A 17674-nucleotide genomic window follows, 5' to 3' on the forward strand; every position below is an offset into this window, starting at 1 on the left:
CTCCTATTTTTTTAAATCATTTATTGCAACATTATTTTACCACTTTTAGCACTTGGTTAAATATATTGCTAAACTTTTTACAATCATATTTTACCATACTTTTAGCAGTCTTACAAATAAATTGCTAATTTTTTTTATTTATTGTAACTTGCGCTGGACTAACTACTCTTCCACTTAATTTAAATCCATTCATATTTACTTTTAATATACTATTTATAGGTTTATGTTTATCATATTGAATATCCATAACATTATTAATTTCGGGGTCAAACATTTGACCGATTTCGGGTTTAATGATTTCAATTTTATTATCTTCTAACATTCTTTCAAATTGTTTTTGAATCATATTAAATCCAATAACAAAATTTTTTACCATTTGATTATCAATATTTTTCCCACTTTCAATAGCTAATTCAAAGTTATTATATGGTGTTATAAAATCTTCTAAGAAATTTTGTAATGCATATTGTCTAATTTCTTGTTTATCTCTTTCAATTTTTTCAGTATTTTCACTAAGAGCTTTTTTAATTTCCTCATTAGCTTTTTCTTGAAGTGATTTAGCTTTTTCTTGAATTGAATTAATAGTATATTTTAGTTCAATATCTTTAACCTCAAGTTGCCTTTTTAATCTGTCGATTTCTGCTTCAAGTTCTTTTTCTTTAGACGTTTCATGATGATGGTGTTTTTTAGGTTCTTTAGCAACATCTTCTTTTTGAGGTTCTATGAAAATAAAAGTTTTGTCTTCTCTTACTAAATTGACTAGCTTTAATGTTACATCAGCTTCTTTACCTTTAAGTTCAACATCTTCATAAGATTTAAGGAATTTATACTTAAGATGTATAGGGGTCTCAATTTTTTTATTGATTAGTAGTTTATCAAAACCAGGTAGGTATCCTTCTCATCCTAAAGTGAATATTTCCTGTGTAGTAAATTCATCGATTACTTTATCTCCAATTTTAACTTGTAGTTCTGCTGTTAATATATCTCCTTTACTAAATATAAATTTTTTATCTTCTTTTTTATTTTTTAAATTACTTGTTACTATATCTTTAGTTTTTGATTTCATTATCATCTCCTTTTATATCGTCATCACTAGATTCAAAATTTTCAACACTATCAATTTTTTTATTTTTTAATATATCTTCTAATAAATAAATTGCACTTCTCATTTTTGCAAAGTCACTAACAGTAGGTGTAACAACACTAATTTCTTGAATAGTTCCTTCGAAAGGTAATCGTTTAGACATTATAGAACCACTTTTGTTTATTGAAATTTTTAGATTTTCATCTTCTGGTGTATTACCTTCAATAATCTCTCAAATTGAGTGATTTTCAATAAGATCAAGCATTTTGTTTAAGTCATATCTATTTATATCTTTATTTAATATTATATTGTCCTTACCATAAACTTTATTCCTTGTGGTAAAGGCAAAATCGAAAACTTGGCTTGTAAATTTTTCTAACAACTCTTCATAGTTTATTATGCTTTTTGCAAGTAAATCCTTAAGAGAAAGAGCACGGCTAGAAAGCTCATTTATTTTTACATTAAGTAATCTTTCTTTAAATAATCTAATAGCTATTCTTACATCTTCTATTTTAAAGTGTGTATTTGATATGTCTAATGTTTTTGAATAAACATTACCATTTGAAACCACCAAAATTACTGATGCAGTAAATTCTGTTAATGGGACTATTTGTATACTTTTAAGTAGTGCATTTGAATCGTCAATACTAGTTACTAATGTTAATCCAGTAATATCTGAAATGAGTGCTACAGCTTGTTCAACTGTATCTGTGATTTGTAATTTGCGTTTTTGGAAAATTTTTTTAAGACGACTAGTAAGAATTTCTTGCTGACTATAAGCAAGATATTCTGAGTAATATTGAAGGCCTTTTATTGAAGGAATACGACCTGATGAAATATGGGCTTTTTCTAAAAAACCATCAATTTCGAGTTCATTCATTAAATACCTTATCTTTGCACTTGAATAATTTAAATTATATTTTATAAGCAAGTGACTTGATGAAATAGGTTCACTTTCTTCAATATAAGATTCAACTGTTAATTTTAGAATTTCTTCTAGACTTTCTTTGATTTTTTCCATGTTAATATTATACACAAAAAATAATTTTTTAGCAATTAAAATAATAAAGTGCTAAATTTAAAAAATGACTTTCAGGAATTAGTTTTTTCAACTACATTTTTTTATCATTTAAGTATAATAGTTTTATGAATATTATAGATAAAATTATTAAAGTTTATGAGATTGTTGGTCAAACCAAACAAGATACAGAACGCACAACTAATATATTAATTATATTTTTTGGAATTGCATTTTTAATTATCGGAATTGCATCATTCTTCCTATACCCAAAGCAAAAAAGGAAAATGATTCAATATAAAAAAGAACAATTAGAAGAGTATTATATCAATCATCCAAAAAATAAAGGTTGTTCATATGAAGCAAGTGGGTTATTTGTTCCGGGATGACAAAGGATGAAATACAACATCCCTATATTTGTTGGAATGACTTTTTGCATAATCGGTGTGTTTATGATTGTTGCAAAAATATCAAACATTTTTTAATAAAAATACACTTAAAAGTTGAGTGTATTTTTATTAAATTGCTTAATTATTATGTTTTATTAATTTTTAAAATATTTTATAATTTAGAACGTTGATTAACAACAACAATACAAGAAAGGAAAAAATGAACACACTTTCAAAAAAGCTTTCTAAAAAAGAAAGCAATAAATCTAAAGATAACAGTGGGTCTAGCAAAGTAAGAAAAGTTTTATCAAAAATTTCTGGTGCTTTTATGTTGCCTATTTCAATTATGGCAATTGCTGGGTTATTTTTAGGAGTAGGTGCTACAATATCTCATCAAGCAGTCAATAATCAAGGACTAAAAGTTTTTGGTGAATTTATCAAAATGTTGGGTGAGCCAGTTTTTGCTGCTTTACCTTTACTATTTGCCTCAGCATTTGTTGTAGCATTTACTGATGAAGCGGGTGTTGGAGTATTTGCAACCATAATTGCTTATTTAACTTTTAGTGCCCTTCAATCAGTTTTCATATGAGAGTCGTATACATCATTGATGCATAACGGGACACCTGTTCCTGCTCAAATTTATGATGAAAACTTAGGAAAATTTGTCGATTTACTTGACAAAGAAGGAAAGATTATTCCTGAAAAAACTTTAGAAGGATATGTAATATTATTCAAACAAGGAGGTAGAGATGCTGCTTCAATGGAAAAACTTGTTGGTTCGACACTTGGTTTTAAATCATTACAAACTTCAGCATTCGGAGGAATTGCAGTTGGGTTAATAGTTCAATATTTATATAACCGTTTCCATACAATTCAATTACCTTCGGTAATTTCGTTTTTTGGAGGAAAAAGATTTGTTGCTATTATTTCTATAATCGCTATGATACCAACTGCTTTTATCTTCTTATTATTATGACCATGAATCGGTAAAGGTTTAAGTACATTCGGAAATTATTTAGGTAAAGTTCCTTATGGATTTGAATCATTTATATTTGGATTCTTAGAAAGATCTTTAGTTCCATTTGGACTACACCATGCTTTCTATGCTCCATTGTGATATACACAAGCTGGTGGAGATTTATATACAGCGCTTAATAACTTTAAAACATCTGGACTAGTTCCTGGCGAATCTCTAAATGATTTAATTAAAACAGTAGCTGAAAGCAAAAATAAATTTGTTGGAGATAGTACAATGTCTCTTTCATTGGTTGGATTTAAATACAACACAATTGAATATACTTTAAATGGTACTGCTGTTTCTAAACCTTTATTTGCTTTCTTAGCACAAGATTTAGGAATCAAGGTCGGTCGTTTCTTAGATGGTAAATTCTCATTTATGATCTTTGGATTGCCAGCAGCAGGATTAGCTATGATAATGGCTGCTCCTAAAGAAAATAGAAAACTTGCAATTGGAGCAGTTTTACCTGCTGCAATTACTTGTTTAGTAACAGGGGTAACAGAACCTATTGAATTTACATTCTTATTCTTAGCTCCATGACTATTCTGAGGTTTCCATGCATTTTTCTGTGCATTGTCATTCATGATCGCAAACCTTTTAGGTGTGCATATACCAATGGCTTTTTCAGGAGGATTATTAGACTTAACAATTTATGGAATAATTCCATTTGCTAAGGGAACTAATTTCTATTGAACACTAGCAGTTGGAGCCGGATACGCACCAATTTACTTCTTTGCATTCTTATTCTTTATTAAGAAATTTAACCTTGAAACACCAGGACGTGGTCGTAATGTTAAATTATTTACAAAAGAAGATTATTTAAAACAAAAAGATACAAAAGGAACTACACAAGATTTAGGACAAATCGATCCTAAAGGTTTAGCAGTTGTTCAAGCATATGGTGGTATTTCTAATATTACTTCATTTAATAACTGTGCTTCTCGTTTAAGATATGACGTGCTAGATGGTTCATTAGTTAATGAAGATGCATTAAAAGCAGCAGGAGCAGCAGGAGTTAAACGTGAAGGAAATAACCACGTTCAAGCTATCTTTGGTCCTGTATCTGAGCAATTAAATTCAAAAATTAAATCACAACGTGACTTAATATCTCAATGAGAACTATCAAACAAACTTACTCCAGAAGTTAAAGAAGGTCAAATTATACAAACAGTTAAAACTGTTGAAGTTGTTGAAACAGTAACAACAGTTAATTCTAATGAATTACAAGATCAAAAGATTGTTAAAACTGTAACTATAACAGAACCTATTGTTTCCGAAAAAACAACAATTGAAAAACTTAATGATGAAAATGTTATTGTTGAAACAATAAAAACTGTTGAAGAAAAACCTGCAGCTATTTCAGTAGAAAAAGAAAAGACAATTCTAAACACGGATGAAGTTGTTTCTTTACAATCTCCAGCATGTGGAAAAGTTAAATCACTTGAATCATTACATGATGGAGTATTCTCAGAAAAAATGGTTGGTGAAGGATTTGTTGTGGCCTTTTCTGCAAAAAAAGAAGCTAGAATTTATTCTCCGGTTGACGGAAAAATTAGCATGGTTTATGATACAAAACATGCTTATGGAATAACAACAAATTCAGGAATTAATTTACTATTACACATTGGAATTGATACTGTAAAATTAAACGGTCAAGGGTTTACATCATTTGTTAAAGTAAACAAAAAGGTTTCTGCAGGGGATGTAATTGCAACTGTTAATTTAGAATTATTAAGAGCAAGTAAGATTAAAATCACAGACCTTATTACAATTGTTTTACCTGATTCATCAAAAACAAATGTAAGAATCACAAAAATGGATAAGGACATAATGAGAGTTGCTACAGAAGTAGCTAAAGTTTATTAAAAATCCATTTTAAATAATAGTCTCTAGTGGGCTATTATTTTTTATTAAAAAAAATAAAAAAGAAGACATATAATGTCTCCCTATTATTATTGTTGTTAAATGCTCCAAGAGAAGCAAAATACACATATTAAAAGTATAAAAAACAATAAAATAAATAACTCTAAAAAATTTTAGCAACCATTTTATGATTGTAAAGTAAAAAATTAAAAAATTGATATAGGCACAGCGAATGAATAAAACCATGCCCGTATATATTTTAGCATTAAACCATAAAAATTTAATATATTTTTTGAAAAAATACCTTAAAATGGAGTTTTTTCATTACCAAAGTGTTTTTTTGATAAAAAGTTAATGGATTTTTACAATATTGACAAATAAAATTAAAAAAATATTCATAAGAATATTTTTTAAAGTGTTTTAATTGTTATTTTTTGGTGTTTCATCACTTGCATAAATAGTATTTTGTTCTAAATTTTGGTCATTATTTACTTCAACCAAATTTACATCTTGTCCATTGTTTGTTGTACCGATTTTACCTGCACTTCTTTGTTCAAAAATCTCTTCTTCAAACAAGTGTTCATAACTATAATTTCTAAAATCTAAAAAAAGTATTTTTCTTTGTAATTTATAAGATTCGTAAAAAATTCATAAGTCTTTTAGATTCTTTGTTTTTTGGATGAAGAAGATAGTCACAACAAAAAAGTAAATTGCATATAACATAATTAAATTAAAAACAATGAAGAAAACTAATGTTAAAATTTTTGAAGATTGGCTTGCTGTATTTGAGTTAAAAGGTACCTTTTTTAAGATAAATTGAACCAATATAAATATTGTAATTGCAGCAATAATTAAGATGTTTATTAAGTAAATTATTCAAAAGTTTTTTATTTGTGATGCTGCTCTTGCTTTATTATAAGAATTCATCATAGTTCTTTTATAAAGTCTTTGTCTTGATGTTAAATTATTCATAAAATGTATTATAAAGAATTTTTAAATTTTTAAAGAATTTGAATAAATAAAAAATTAATAATAATTTATTATTTAATAGTAATATTAATATGATGAAAAAAATAAGATTAAAACATAGTTTATTTTTATGAGCAAGTTTAACAAGTGCAAGCCTTGCTTCGTTTTTAGCAATGCAATCTTGCGCTATTAATGGTTATAAAATCAATTTAAAAAATAATTTTTTTGAACAATATAACCAAGATCAAATAAATGAATTGGTCGGTTTTAGTAACTTCTACAATCTTGAAAAGGATGGTCGTGAAATTAATTATATTAAAAGTAAAATTTATAATAACTCCATAAAATTTAAATTAAACAATGATTTAATTATTAATGTTAGTGCAAATAATAAAAAACCAATTGAAGTTAAAGAGATAAAAAAATTTGATGATTTATTTATCGAATATGACAATGATAAAGTTGTAAAAAATCCATATTATTTATATGAAGAGAAGATGAAAAGATATGGTAATGATTTTTTCATTCCAGATATTCAAATGACAATAAAAAACATAATTGATAATTATCAATATTATTTCTCTTTGTTACCAAACTATATTGATATAAAAAATTTAAGAGCCTATGGATGAAGTATAAATCATGAACAAAAAAAATATCTCCAAAATATAATTAAGGTTCATTTATTGAAATACAACTTCGATGTAAATGATTTCAATGTTGTGATTGATATAGACCCAAATAAAGTTAATAAAAAGAATGATTTTGTTTCATTTAACATTGATATTGTTGATAGCAAAAACAAGAGTTTATTAAGCGACAAATCCAAAAAAGTAAAATTCTATATTACAAATTTTTTAAACTACCTAAAATCATCTGTTTTAAGCATTGATTTTTGAAATGAAGATGACAATACTTTGTTTAATGAGTATCTTAACTTTCCGGTTTTAAAATTTAAAGATAATCCTTGAAATTGAACCAATTATGATAATCTAGTTGATAATGTAAAAAACCTTAATGATAAAATGAGTGCTAAAACATTTATATCTCTTGTACATAGGCAAAAAGATTTATTTTATATAGATGTTCCATACGAGAAAAGTAATGAGGATTTATCATATGAAATCACTGATTTCATCGAATATGCACCATTCCCAAAAAACAGTTATAGTGTTGTTAAATTAAATATAAAAGTAAATAAAAAAGATGGAACAAGCAAGATATATCCTTGATATTCAATAGATTTTAATGTTCATTATCATTTATTTAAAGGTTATGTTGCTAATAATAATTTAGATTATACAAGTGCAGATTTATGAGATGTTTACAAATTAGAGAAGTTTGATAATAAGTTAGTTGAAGGTATTGATGCAAACAATTTCTTTAGAAAAAATATAGAAAAAATAGTTTCGTATATTTTCTTCAAAGAAAGAAACAACTTACAATTATGAGCAAATAGAAATATTTTACAAGTAGAAGCATACCAAGTTTATAAAGACTTGTTAAACTCGAATAAGTACATCGAAACAATGATTTCAAACATAGTGTTGTCGTTTCTAATTTCTAATAAAGAAAATGACTTTTATAGCGGTATAAAAGATGTAAGCATAAATACTTATGAATATCAAAACCCAGGAAAATTAATTATAACTATTGATTTTATAGATTACAATAATAAATCTTTATTAAGCGAGGAAAATAGAAACAAAAAGATAGTAATCGATTGTTTTAAAGGCACAAACAATAAATTATTTTTAGATAATTTTAAAATGAAAAATGATAATTTTAAAATGAAAGATACACCTTTAATTGCTTATTTTGAAAAATAAAAACACCAATATGCCTATTAATAAGTTGTGTTGGTGTTTTTTAAAACCTTTTTAAACCTATACTATTCAACTTATAAATTGTTTGCATAAGTTTAAAAAATTCACTAAATATTTATAGTAGTTTAATTATTAAAAAATATCAATAGATACAAATTAATATTAATAATTAAGTAATTTATATTTTTATAATATAATTAAAAATTATGGAACAAACAATGTACAAATCACTAACAAATATTAAGAACAAATACAATGAAATGCAAGAAATGCTTAACGATCCCAATGTAATTAATGATATAAAGAAATATACAAAAATTAACAAAGAACTAAATAGTATTGAAGAAATAGTTAAATGTTTTAATCACTATTTAAATGCCGAACAAAATTTTAAAAGTTCAAAAGAAATGTTAAGTGAAAAAGATGAAGAAATGGTTGAATTAGCAAAAATAGAAATAACTCAATCAGAAGAAATAATGACAAAATTAACCGAAGAGTTAAAAATTTTAATTTTGCCTAAAGATAAAAACGATGATAAAGACGTAATTGTAGAAATAAGAGGAGCAGCAGGTGGTGATGAAGCAAATATTTTTGCTGGAGATTTATTTAGAATGTATCAAAAATGAAGTGATCAAAATGATATGAAACTTAAAGTATTAGACGAAAATAGAGCAGAAGCCGGTGGTTTTACACTAATAACATTTTCAATCTTAGGAGATAAAGCATATTCAAAATTAAAATTTGAAAGTGGTGTCCATAGAGTACAAAGAATTCCTGTAACTGAAACAAAAGGTAGAGTACATACTTCAACTGCAACAGTAACTGTTATGCCAGAAATAGATGACGATATAGAAATAGAAGTTAAAAGTGAAGACATAAGAATTGATGTTTTTCGTTCGAGCGGAAATGGTGGGCAATCAGTTAATACAACTGATTCAGCAGTTAGAATAACTCATGCATCAAGTGGTATTGTTGTTTCTTGTCAAGAAGGAAAAAGCCAAATTCAAAACAAAGAAATTGCAATGAGAATTTTAAAATCAAAATTATATGACTTAGAACTTAAGAAAAAAGAAGAGGAAGAATCCGGATATAGAAAACTTGCTGGTTCAGGTTTTAGAAGTGAAAAAATAAGAACTTATAACTATCCACAAGATAGAGTAACTGACCATAGAATTTCATATTCGACTAGTTTATCACCAGTTATGGAAGGAAAACTGAATTCAATAATTGATGCGCTTTTAGCTATGGAACAAGATGAAAAGTTAAAAGAAGCCGGTTTATAGTGTCATCAATAAGCGAACTTCTAAAAGAAAAAAGAAAATATGGTTTAAAACAAACCATTAATCAAGAAGAAATTAATCAAATATCCAAACAAGTTCCTGTTCAAAAAATAATAGGCTACATCGAGTATGCTAATGTTAAAATTAATATTCAAAAAAATGTTTTAATTCCACGTTATGAAACGGAGGAATTAATTTTTCTTGCTCTCAAAAATATAAAAAACGATTCAAAAGTATTAGATCTTTGCTGTGGTTCTGGTTTTATTGGAATTGCACTTAAATTTAACAATAAAAATCTGCAAGTGACTTTAAGTGATATTGACGATAACGCAATAGAACAAAGTAAAATTAACACTCTTGAAAATAATGTAAAAGTGAAAATAATCAAATCTGATTTGTTTGAAAATATAGATGAAAAATTTGACTGTATAATTTCAAATCCACCATATTTAATGAAAAGTGAAAATATATCAAATAATGTATTAAATCATGAACCACATCATGCTTTATTTGCTGATGATAATGGACTATTTTTTTATAAAGAAATTATGAAGCAATCAAAAAAATACCTTAACAAAAACGGAAAACTAATATTTGAAATCAATCCTCTTCATCATGATTTTTGAATTCAAATAGTAAAAAACAATGATGCAAAAATTTATAAAGATATTTCAGGACTAGAACGGTTTGTAATTATTAACCATAATAATGAAATTAAAATTCAATAAATTTAATAAATAGTTTCAAAAATAATAACAAATAAACTAAGGTATTTTGTTTATTTAATATAATATAGAAAAGGTGGTATAAATGATTAAAAAAATAGAGAAAAAGTATATTGCTTCTATGCAAGCAATTGCACTTGATTCAATTAATAAAGCTGGTCAAGGACACATAGGAATGGCGCTTGGCGCTGCTCCAATTACATATGAATTGATAGTTAAATCAATGAATATTTCTTCAAGTGATCCAAAATGAATCAATAGAGATAGATTTGTTCTAAGTGCAGGTCATGGTTCAATGTCTATGTATTCGGCAATGCATTTTTTAGGATTACTTTCTAAAGAAGATATGATGAACCATAAAAAACTTCATTCGAAAACTCCTTCACATCCTGAAATAGATGCTTTTGATTATGTAGATGCTTCAACCGGTCCCTTGGGTCAAGGAGTAGCAATGGGTGTTGGAATGGCTTTGAGTCAAAAATACTTACAAACTAATTTTAACAAAGAAAAATTCCCAATAATTGACCATAAAATTTTTATAGTTCATGGTGATGGTTGTATTCAAGAAGGTGTTGCACTAGAAGCTATTCAGTTAGCAGGAACATATAAATTGAATGATTTAATTATGATCCACGACTACAATAACATACAAATTGATTCTAATGCTAATGATGTAAATGGAATTGATTTAATTAAATTCTTCGAATCACAAAACTTTAATACTTTTAAAGCAGATGTTAATGATCAAGAAAGTATTGCACTAGCTATTAAAGAAGCCAAAAAATCTGATAAGCCTAGTTATATCCAAGTAAAATCTATTATTGCTCCACACACATCTGTTGCCAATAAATCTAGCGGACATAACGGAACACTAAATGAAGAAAAAACATTAGAATTTAAAAAATCAATTGGTTTAAATAATAAAATTCCTTTTGATTATGATTTAGACGTATATGACTACGGTCAAGAAGAATTAGCAAAAAAAGATAAAAGATATGAAGAATGAAATAGTCTATATGAAAACTATAAAAATACATATCCAAAAGAAGCAAAACTATTTGAAGAAATAACCTCACATTCAACAAAATTTGATTTATCTGGAGTTGAATTTAAAGAAACAAATGTTGCTACCAGAAATTATATAGCAACAATTATGAAGTACATTGATAAAAACTACCAAAGTATAATAGGTGGTAGTGCAGACTTGTTTTCTGCAACAAAGGTAGGATTTGAAAAACAGCTTGTTTCAGAAGGTGGAAAAAACATAAAGTATGGAATAAGAGAATTTGCAATGTCTGCAATTAACAATGGTATATATTTAGATTCAAATATAAGAACGATTGACTCAACATTTTTAGCTTTTGCTGATTATATGAAATCAGGGTTAAGAATGGGTGCTATGATGAAACTACCTGGAATTCATGTATTTACACATGATTCATATCAAGTAGGTGGTGATGGACCAACACACCAACCTTTTGATCAAATACCAATGTTGAGAGCAATTCATAATTTTGAAGTAATTAGACCTTGTGACGAAAGTGAAATGTTAGCGGCATTCCAATATGCGCTAGATCAAAAGGAAACTCAAGTTGCAATTATCGGTTGTCGTCAGCCACTAGTTTCGTTAAACTTATTACCTGAAAAAGGAAAATTATTAAGTGCTTATGTAGTAAAAAATCAAATTTCTTATAACCTTAGTATTCTAGCTAGTGGTTCAGAAGTTGAACTAGCTATTAAGGTTTCAGATGAATTAGCTAAATTAAAAATAAAGGCTCAAGTAATATCCGTACCGCACTTACAAAACTTAATTAATAATGAGAATTTAATCCTAAGCTTAGGTCTAAATAAAAAACCTATATTTGCTATTGAAGCAACAAATGAAATGATGTGATATAAATTGTCAAAATACAACAAATTTGATGCGTTTCTAGCTAACGGATATGGTTGAAGCGAAGACGGTCAAAAAGTTTATGAATTAAAAGGATTTAACGTTGATAATTTAACACAAAGAATCCAAACATTTCTTAAAAACAAATAATAAAAAGTTGCTTTGACGCAACTTTTTTTGTATATTTTTCTTAAATGTCTACAAATTCACCTGATATTCTTTTCCTGTCTTTTTCAATTGAAATCACTTTAACTTTTATATCTGAACCAAGTGCAATAGGTTTATTTTTATATTTAGAGAAATGAATAAAAACATTAGTTTTAATTCCAATAAAAACAAAAGCTCCAAAATCTGTAATGTTTTCAATTCTGCCATCGTAAATTTCATCAACAACAATATCGTCAATATCATTCAAATCTAAGTTAATCTTAAAGCCTTTTTTGTTATCTCTTATATCTTTAGTTGGATTATTTAAAGAATCCAAAATCAGTTCAAGCGAATACTTATCTGTTTTTGACTCTTGTAAAATTTTATCGGCATTGACTTCCTTGTTAAATTTATTTGTATTAAAATCATAATCATATTCTTTAATTATTTTATTAGCTAAGCTATAATTTTCGGGGTGAATATTAGTTCTGTCTAAGAAATTATTGGAATTAAAAATTCTTAAGAAACCAACACATTGTTCAAATGATTTAGGACCTAAACCTTTAACTTCTTTTAATTCTAAACGGTTTGAAAATTCTTTTACTGTTTTTCTGTATTCTAAAATTGAATCAGCAATTTTAGAAGTTAAACCTGAAATATGAGTCAAAATTTCTTTTGTTGCTGTGTTTAAATTAACTCCAACCAAGTTTACAACTTTATCTACTTTAAAATCAAGAGCTGTACCCAATTCTTTTTGATTGAGGTCATGTTGATATTGTCCAATACCTATTGATTTGGGTTCTATTTTTACTATTTCATTAAGCGGATCTTGGAATTTTCTTCCTATGTTAATTGCAGATCTTTGTTCAACGGAAAGTTTTGGAAATTCCTTGATTGCCACATCTGAAGCAGAATAAACTGAAGCACCTATCTCAGAAACTATTTCAACTTGAATATCGAGCTTGAAATGATTTAATAATGCTTTAATAAATCTCGTTGTTTCTTGTGAAGCGGTTCCGTTACCAATTACTATTATGTCTATGTCATAGGCTTTTACAATTTTTAAAATTGTTTTTGTTGCTTCTTCTGGTTTAGCGAATTTACCGTTTGGATAAATAATATCAATGTTTAAAACATTACCATTTTTATCTAAAACGGCTGTTTTACATCCGTTAATGTACGCTGGATCAATAGCCAAAACAACCTTATCTTTTACGGCCGGAGTCATTAACATACTCTCTAGATTTTCTGCAAAAAGTTCAATTGCTTTTTGTTCGGCTTTATCAAACAAATATGCAAAAATTTCTCTTTCTAACGATGGCTTAATTAGTCTTTCAAGAGAATCATCGATTGCTCTATTAATTAATGTGGCTGTTCTTTTGTTTTTAAAGAATTTATTTGTTAAATGATAACGAACTACCTTGTCATTAATCAAAATCTTATATGTAACTATTTTTAAGTCGCTAGCTCTATTAATAGCTAAGACTTGATAATTTTGTATTCTTGAAACCGTTCCTTTAAAGTCATAATATATTTTAAAATTCTGGTTTTCATCAAGGTCAGGTTGTTTTAATTTAGTTTCAATTTTACCGAAATTTAAATATTGCTCTCTTATGTAATTACGAACTTCTACATCTTGTGAAATCCATTGAGAAATAATATATAATGCATTTTCAATTGCAAAATCAATGGTTGGAACTTTTTCGGTTATAAATTTTTCTGCAAATTTGTAAGGATTAAATTTTTCATCCTTATTGTTGAATATTTCTTTTGCTAACTCTTCTAAACCTAATGCAATAGCATCTGTTGCTTTTGTTTTTTTGCCTAGTTTAAATGGTTCATAAATTGCCTCTAAATCAGCTTTTTTAGTTGTTGATTTTATTTGTTTTTCTAATTCTTCAGTTAATAATTTTCTTTCTTTTAGAATTTCAATTATGGCATCTTGTCTTTTTATTAATTCAACATAGTATGAATACATTACATCAATTTGGTGAATTACTTCTTCATCTAACCCTTCTGTCACATCCTTTCTATAACGAGAAATAAAAGGAACGGTATTACCTTCCTCTAAAAGTTTTAAAGTTTTTTGGATCTGACTTTCTTTTATATTTAATTCGAATGCCACGAATTGTAGTGCTTTTATCATATTATTTTCCTTTTTGTCTTTGTGTTTTTGAGTTTGTTTTAGTTATTTTTTTTCATTTCTTTTGTTCTTTAATTGTATTTGCTTTTAGACTTATAAACATCGAAGAATAGTTTTCTATATCAATTGTTTTCGGTAGTGAATCTAATGATTTTAACATTTCGTCTAAAGTATTAGAAATATCATCAATAGTTGTTAAAACAACATGGTCATCAACATTTTTTATGTTAAATTTTGCATTTTTTTCAAAAACTATTAATGAACCACAAATAAATTTTGCACGTGCTGCTTTGAATAAATGTCTGATGTGATTATCGTTTTGGATAATAGGATTATTTATTTTCTTCTTTTTACCTCTATCATTTTGTAAATGTAAAAAGGTGTTGTTGGCATCACCGGTTATATTACCTGTATAATATTTATCTTCTACAACAATAATTGCCTTGGAAGTAATTATTAAACCATCAATTTCAAACATATTATCATTATAAGAATATGTACCACCTGGTATGTACTCTACATTTTTTTTGTTGACTCATGTTTTTATTTTACTATCAACTTCTTGCTCAAAGATAAAACCTTTTGAACGATATTTCTTATTCTTCAAATATAAATATGTAAAAAGAGTGGTAATTAGAATAACTAATAAAGTCATAATAACAACGCCAACAATTGTTCAAGTAAAGTTTGCTAGCTTTTCAGAATTTGTAATTAAGCTTGTGGTCTCATTTAATTTAATCATGATTAAATTATAGACAACTATATTAATTAAATTACTAAATAATGTAAAAAATGATATCCATTCTTTTATTATTTTTAACAAATATTTAAATGATTGGTCAATTAAAAAAATAGAGAATAAATTATATTCTGATGTCTATTTTAGATAAAAAATATTATTTATGTTTAAGCATTTTTTTGTCAATAATTTTAAGTTATAACAATTAGATGACAGAAAAACTCCATAAAAAAAGTATTGAATTGTTATTGATATCAAAATATTAATAGAAAAAATATATTACAAACAAACTAACATCAACTACAACTTAAAAATTTTTCATATTTTGTACTACAATGCATTTTTCTTATCCAATATAATTATAAATTTAAAATTTGTGGAAGTTCGTATAATGCCATACGATAAGCTAATACGATTTTTTTAAATTTTATATTAAAACAAAAAAATAAGGTTTGGTAACCTTATTTTAATAGTATTATTTTTTGTTTGGTGTGTGCATATTATCTGATTTAAAGTTCTTAAATTTTACTAATTTTGTGAACCAAGGATTAAAGTAAGCTCTTGTGAATCCTTGGCAAAATAAGAAGAATACTGGTGCAGCCAATCCACCCAATATCATTGTTACTGTCGCTACTGTAACTGAACTTAAATCTAAACCAGGTGATTTAATTGGCACGAAAATTAAATATGGTAATTGTTGTGCAAATCCTCTAGCAGGATTAATTGCAGCACTTCCACCTAAAATACCCATTCATACAGACAATGAAATGATAAACATAATCATTACGTCTCTATATTTATCTCTAATGTTTGGTGAAAATATCGGAAACAATAGAACAGCTGTCATAACCATTTCCACAAAAAATATTCATGTTCCACCAACAGCGAGTATATTATTTGTGTTTCCAATATTTGGTTTAACATTATCAAAAGATTTATATGCCGAAGCAACAGCATCAATTGGAGCATTAGGTAATCCACCTTTATTAGTTAATGTTCCAATACCGTAAATTAATAGACCTGCAATAACGCTTCCAATTATTTGCATACCTATTTTCATTAAAGCATATCTTCCTGTGTTAGTACCATTTAAATATCTTGTTAAGGTAACAGCAGGATTTAAATCACAACTTCAACGCAGAAAGATTACTAAACATAATCCAACTACTATAAATCCCGCAAAGAATCCAACTATAATGTTGTGCAATAAAAAGAGATGTTCAACCGGGGTATCCTTAACCTTAATGCTTAAACCAGCAAGTCCCATTGAGATAAATATTGTTCCTATTAATTCTGAAATAGCATGAATAAGTCATGTTTTAGAATCCTTAGGTTCTTGTGCAAATTCTTTTTTTGATTTGCTAAGTTTGAAGAAACCAAATAATTTTTGTAAATTGGTTTCTTCGTTCGTTTTTTTAATTTCCATTTATTTCCTTGTTTATAAATTATCCATTTTTTATTTTACCATCAGGTTGCATTAACAATGCTTTAGAAAAGTCACCTTTTTGAGCATCATCTGCATTATTTAAAGTAATTGAAGCTATTTGTGTTAAAGCAACGTTTGTAAGAAATGCTTGGTGTGATGTTATTAAAACATTCTTCATTTTTATTAGTTCATATCATTCAGGATCGAGTTCTTGATATTCTTCAGCTCTGTTTGAAATATCTTCATAGAATCTACCTTCTTCACGTTCCAGAACATCACTTGCTAATCCACCAATAATACCTTTTTTAAGCCCATCAATAACTGCAGTTATATTCATTAATTCACCACGTGCAGTATTAATAATAATAACTCCATGCTTCATTAATTTAATTGCATCTTCATCAATTACATAACGAGTTGAAGGAAGTAGAGGTGCATGTAGTGATATAAAATCACTTTCTTTAAGAACCTTTGTTAAAGGTGCATATTCGAAACCTAATTCTTTAGCTAAATTAGGAAAGTTTGTTTCATTAAATGAGTCAAACACCAAAACTCTTGCTCCCATTCCTTTTGCTATTTTAACAAATGATTGACCTATTTTTCCGCCACCAATGACTCCTACTGTTGAACCGTGAACACAAAGTCCATCAAGGTCATTAAGAGAGAAATTATATTTTTTTACACGTCTATTTGCTATAACAATTTTTCTATTAAGTGCTAACATTGAACCCATTGCAAATTCAGCAACTGATTCGGCTGAATAGTTAGGTATTCTAAATACACTTATTCCTAATTCAGCAGCTTTTGCTAAATCAACTTTATTGTAGCCCATTGATCTTTGTAATCAAACTTTAATTCCTTCTTTAGCTAAAAGTTCTAAGATGAACTTATCACCAAATGTATTAACAAAACCACAAACCGCATCAAAACCTTTTGCTAATTTAATGGTGTTAATTCCTAAATTTTCTTTGAAATATGTAATTTCATGTCTTCCATTATTTACTTTATCAAAGTATTTAATATCATATTCTTTTGCATCAAAGAATGCTATCTTCATAATTACTCCTATGGGATCTTATTTTGAAATAAAATCATTATAATTATATATATTTATATTTTTTGTATCATTATTTAGTTTTAAAAATTAAAGTAAAAT

13 protein-coding genes are annotated in these 17674 nt (G+C 26.9%); 6 read left to right on the forward strand and 7 right to left on the reverse strand.

The window, feature by feature from the left end; all coding sequences use genetic code 4:
• Positions 1–124 precede the first annotated feature (124 nt).
• On the reverse strand, positions 125–1066 hold the full coding sequence (locus tag MCRO_RS02935) for a nucleotide exchange factor GrpE (protein WP_013054225.1): 942 nt from the start codon (positions 1064–1066) through the stop codon (positions 125–127).
• Positions 1050–2105, reverse strand: coding sequence for a heat-inducible transcriptional repressor HrcA (locus MCRO_RS02940; RefSeq protein WP_013054772.1), 1056 nt, complete (start codon positions 2103–2105; stop codon positions 1050–1052). Before MCRO_RS02940 ends, MCRO_RS02935 begins: the two co-directional genes overlap by 17 nt.
• A gap of 125 nt (positions 2106–2230) precedes the next feature.
• On the opposite strand from MCRO_RS02940, the gene MCRO_RS02945 reads away from it, so the two are divergent.
• Complete coding sequence (locus MCRO_RS02945; RefSeq protein ID WP_013054670.1) at positions 2231–2587, forward strand: LapA family protein; 357 nt, start codon at positions 2231–2233, stop codon at positions 2585–2587.
• Positions 2588–2711: 124 nt separating this feature from the next.
• The gene (locus tag MCRO_RS02950; protein ID WP_013054588.1) at positions 2712–5375 is read left to right on the forward strand and encodes a PTS sugar transporter subunit IIABC; all 2664 of its coding nucleotides are present in this window, start codon (positions 2712–2714) and stop codon (positions 5373–5375) included.
• Positions 5376–5792: 417 nt separating this feature from the next.
• Here MCRO_RS02950 and MCRO_RS02955 read toward each other — a convergent pair whose 3' ends face one another.
• Positions 5793–6344, reverse strand: a complete 552-nt coding sequence (locus tag MCRO_RS02955) for a C48 family peptidase (RefSeq protein WP_013054601.1) — start codon at positions 6342–6344, stop codon at positions 5793–5795.
• Positions 6345–6433: 89 nt separating this feature from the next.
• On the opposite strand from MCRO_RS02955, the gene MCRO_RS02960 reads away from it, so the two are divergent.
• The 4 genes from MCRO_RS02960 to MCRO_RS02975 all read left to right on the forward strand — a co-directional run bounded on the left by MCRO_RS02960 (position 6434) and on the right by MCRO_RS02975 (position 12213).
• Positions 6434–8170 (forward strand): MAG3240 family lipoprotein, encoded by a 1737-nt coding sequence (locus tag MCRO_RS02960; RefSeq protein ID WP_041594075.1) that lies wholly within the window; start codon positions 6434–6436, stop codon positions 8168–8170.
• 203 nt (positions 8171–8373) lie between these two features.
• Positions 8374–9450: a peptide chain release factor 1 gene (gene prfA, locus MCRO_RS02965; protein ID WP_013054747.1), complete on the forward strand. Its 1077-nt coding sequence runs from the start codon at positions 8374–8376 to the stop codon at positions 9448–9450.
• The gene (gene prmC, locus MCRO_RS02970) at positions 9450–10175 is read left to right on the forward strand and encodes a peptide chain release factor N(5)-glutamine methyltransferase (protein WP_013054650.1); all 726 of its coding nucleotides are present in this window, start codon (positions 9450–9452) and stop codon (positions 10173–10175) included. The genes prfA and prmC overlap by 1 nt, the downstream gene beginning before the upstream one ends.
• A gap of 82 nt (positions 10176–10257) precedes the next feature.
• Positions 10258–12213 (forward strand): transketolase family protein, encoded by a 1956-nt coding sequence (locus MCRO_RS02975; RefSeq protein WP_013054180.1) that lies wholly within the window; start codon positions 10258–10260, stop codon positions 12211–12213.
• Between the two features lie 40 nt (positions 12214–12253).
• On the opposite strand, the gene MCRO_RS02980 is transcribed toward MCRO_RS02975, so the two are convergent.
• The 4 genes from MCRO_RS02980 to MCRO_RS02995 all read right to left on the reverse strand — a co-directional run bounded on the left by MCRO_RS02980 (position 12254) and on the right by MCRO_RS02995 (position 17575).
• Positions 12254–14356 (reverse strand): Tex-like N-terminal domain-containing protein, encoded by a 2103-nt coding sequence (locus MCRO_RS02980; RefSeq protein WP_013054452.1) that lies wholly within the window; start codon positions 14354–14356, stop codon positions 12254–12256.
• 1 nt (position 14357) lies between these two features.
• On the reverse strand, positions 14358–15095 hold the full coding sequence (locus tag MCRO_RS02985; protein WP_013054385.1) for a nuclease-related domain-containing protein: 738 nt from the start codon (positions 15093–15095) through the stop codon (positions 14358–14360).
• 472 nt (positions 15096–15567) lie between these two features.
• The gene (locus tag MCRO_RS02990; RefSeq protein WP_013054627.1) at positions 15568–16518 is read right to left on the reverse strand and encodes an aquaporin; all 951 of its coding nucleotides are present in this window, start codon (positions 16516–16518) and stop codon (positions 15568–15570) included.
• A 19-nt stretch (positions 16519–16537) separates the two neighbouring features.
• Positions 16538–17575, reverse strand: coding sequence for an NAD(P)-dependent oxidoreductase (locus MCRO_RS02995; protein ID WP_013054731.1), 1038 nt, complete (start codon positions 17573–17575; stop codon positions 16538–16540).
• Positions 17576–17674 lie beyond the last annotated feature (99 nt).

This window comes from Mycoplasma crocodyli MP145, assembly GCF_000025845.1.
GTDB classification, from domain to species: Bacteria; Bacillota_I; Bacilli_A; order Mycoplasmatales; family Metamycoplasmataceae; genus Mycoplasmopsis; species Mycoplasmopsis crocodyli.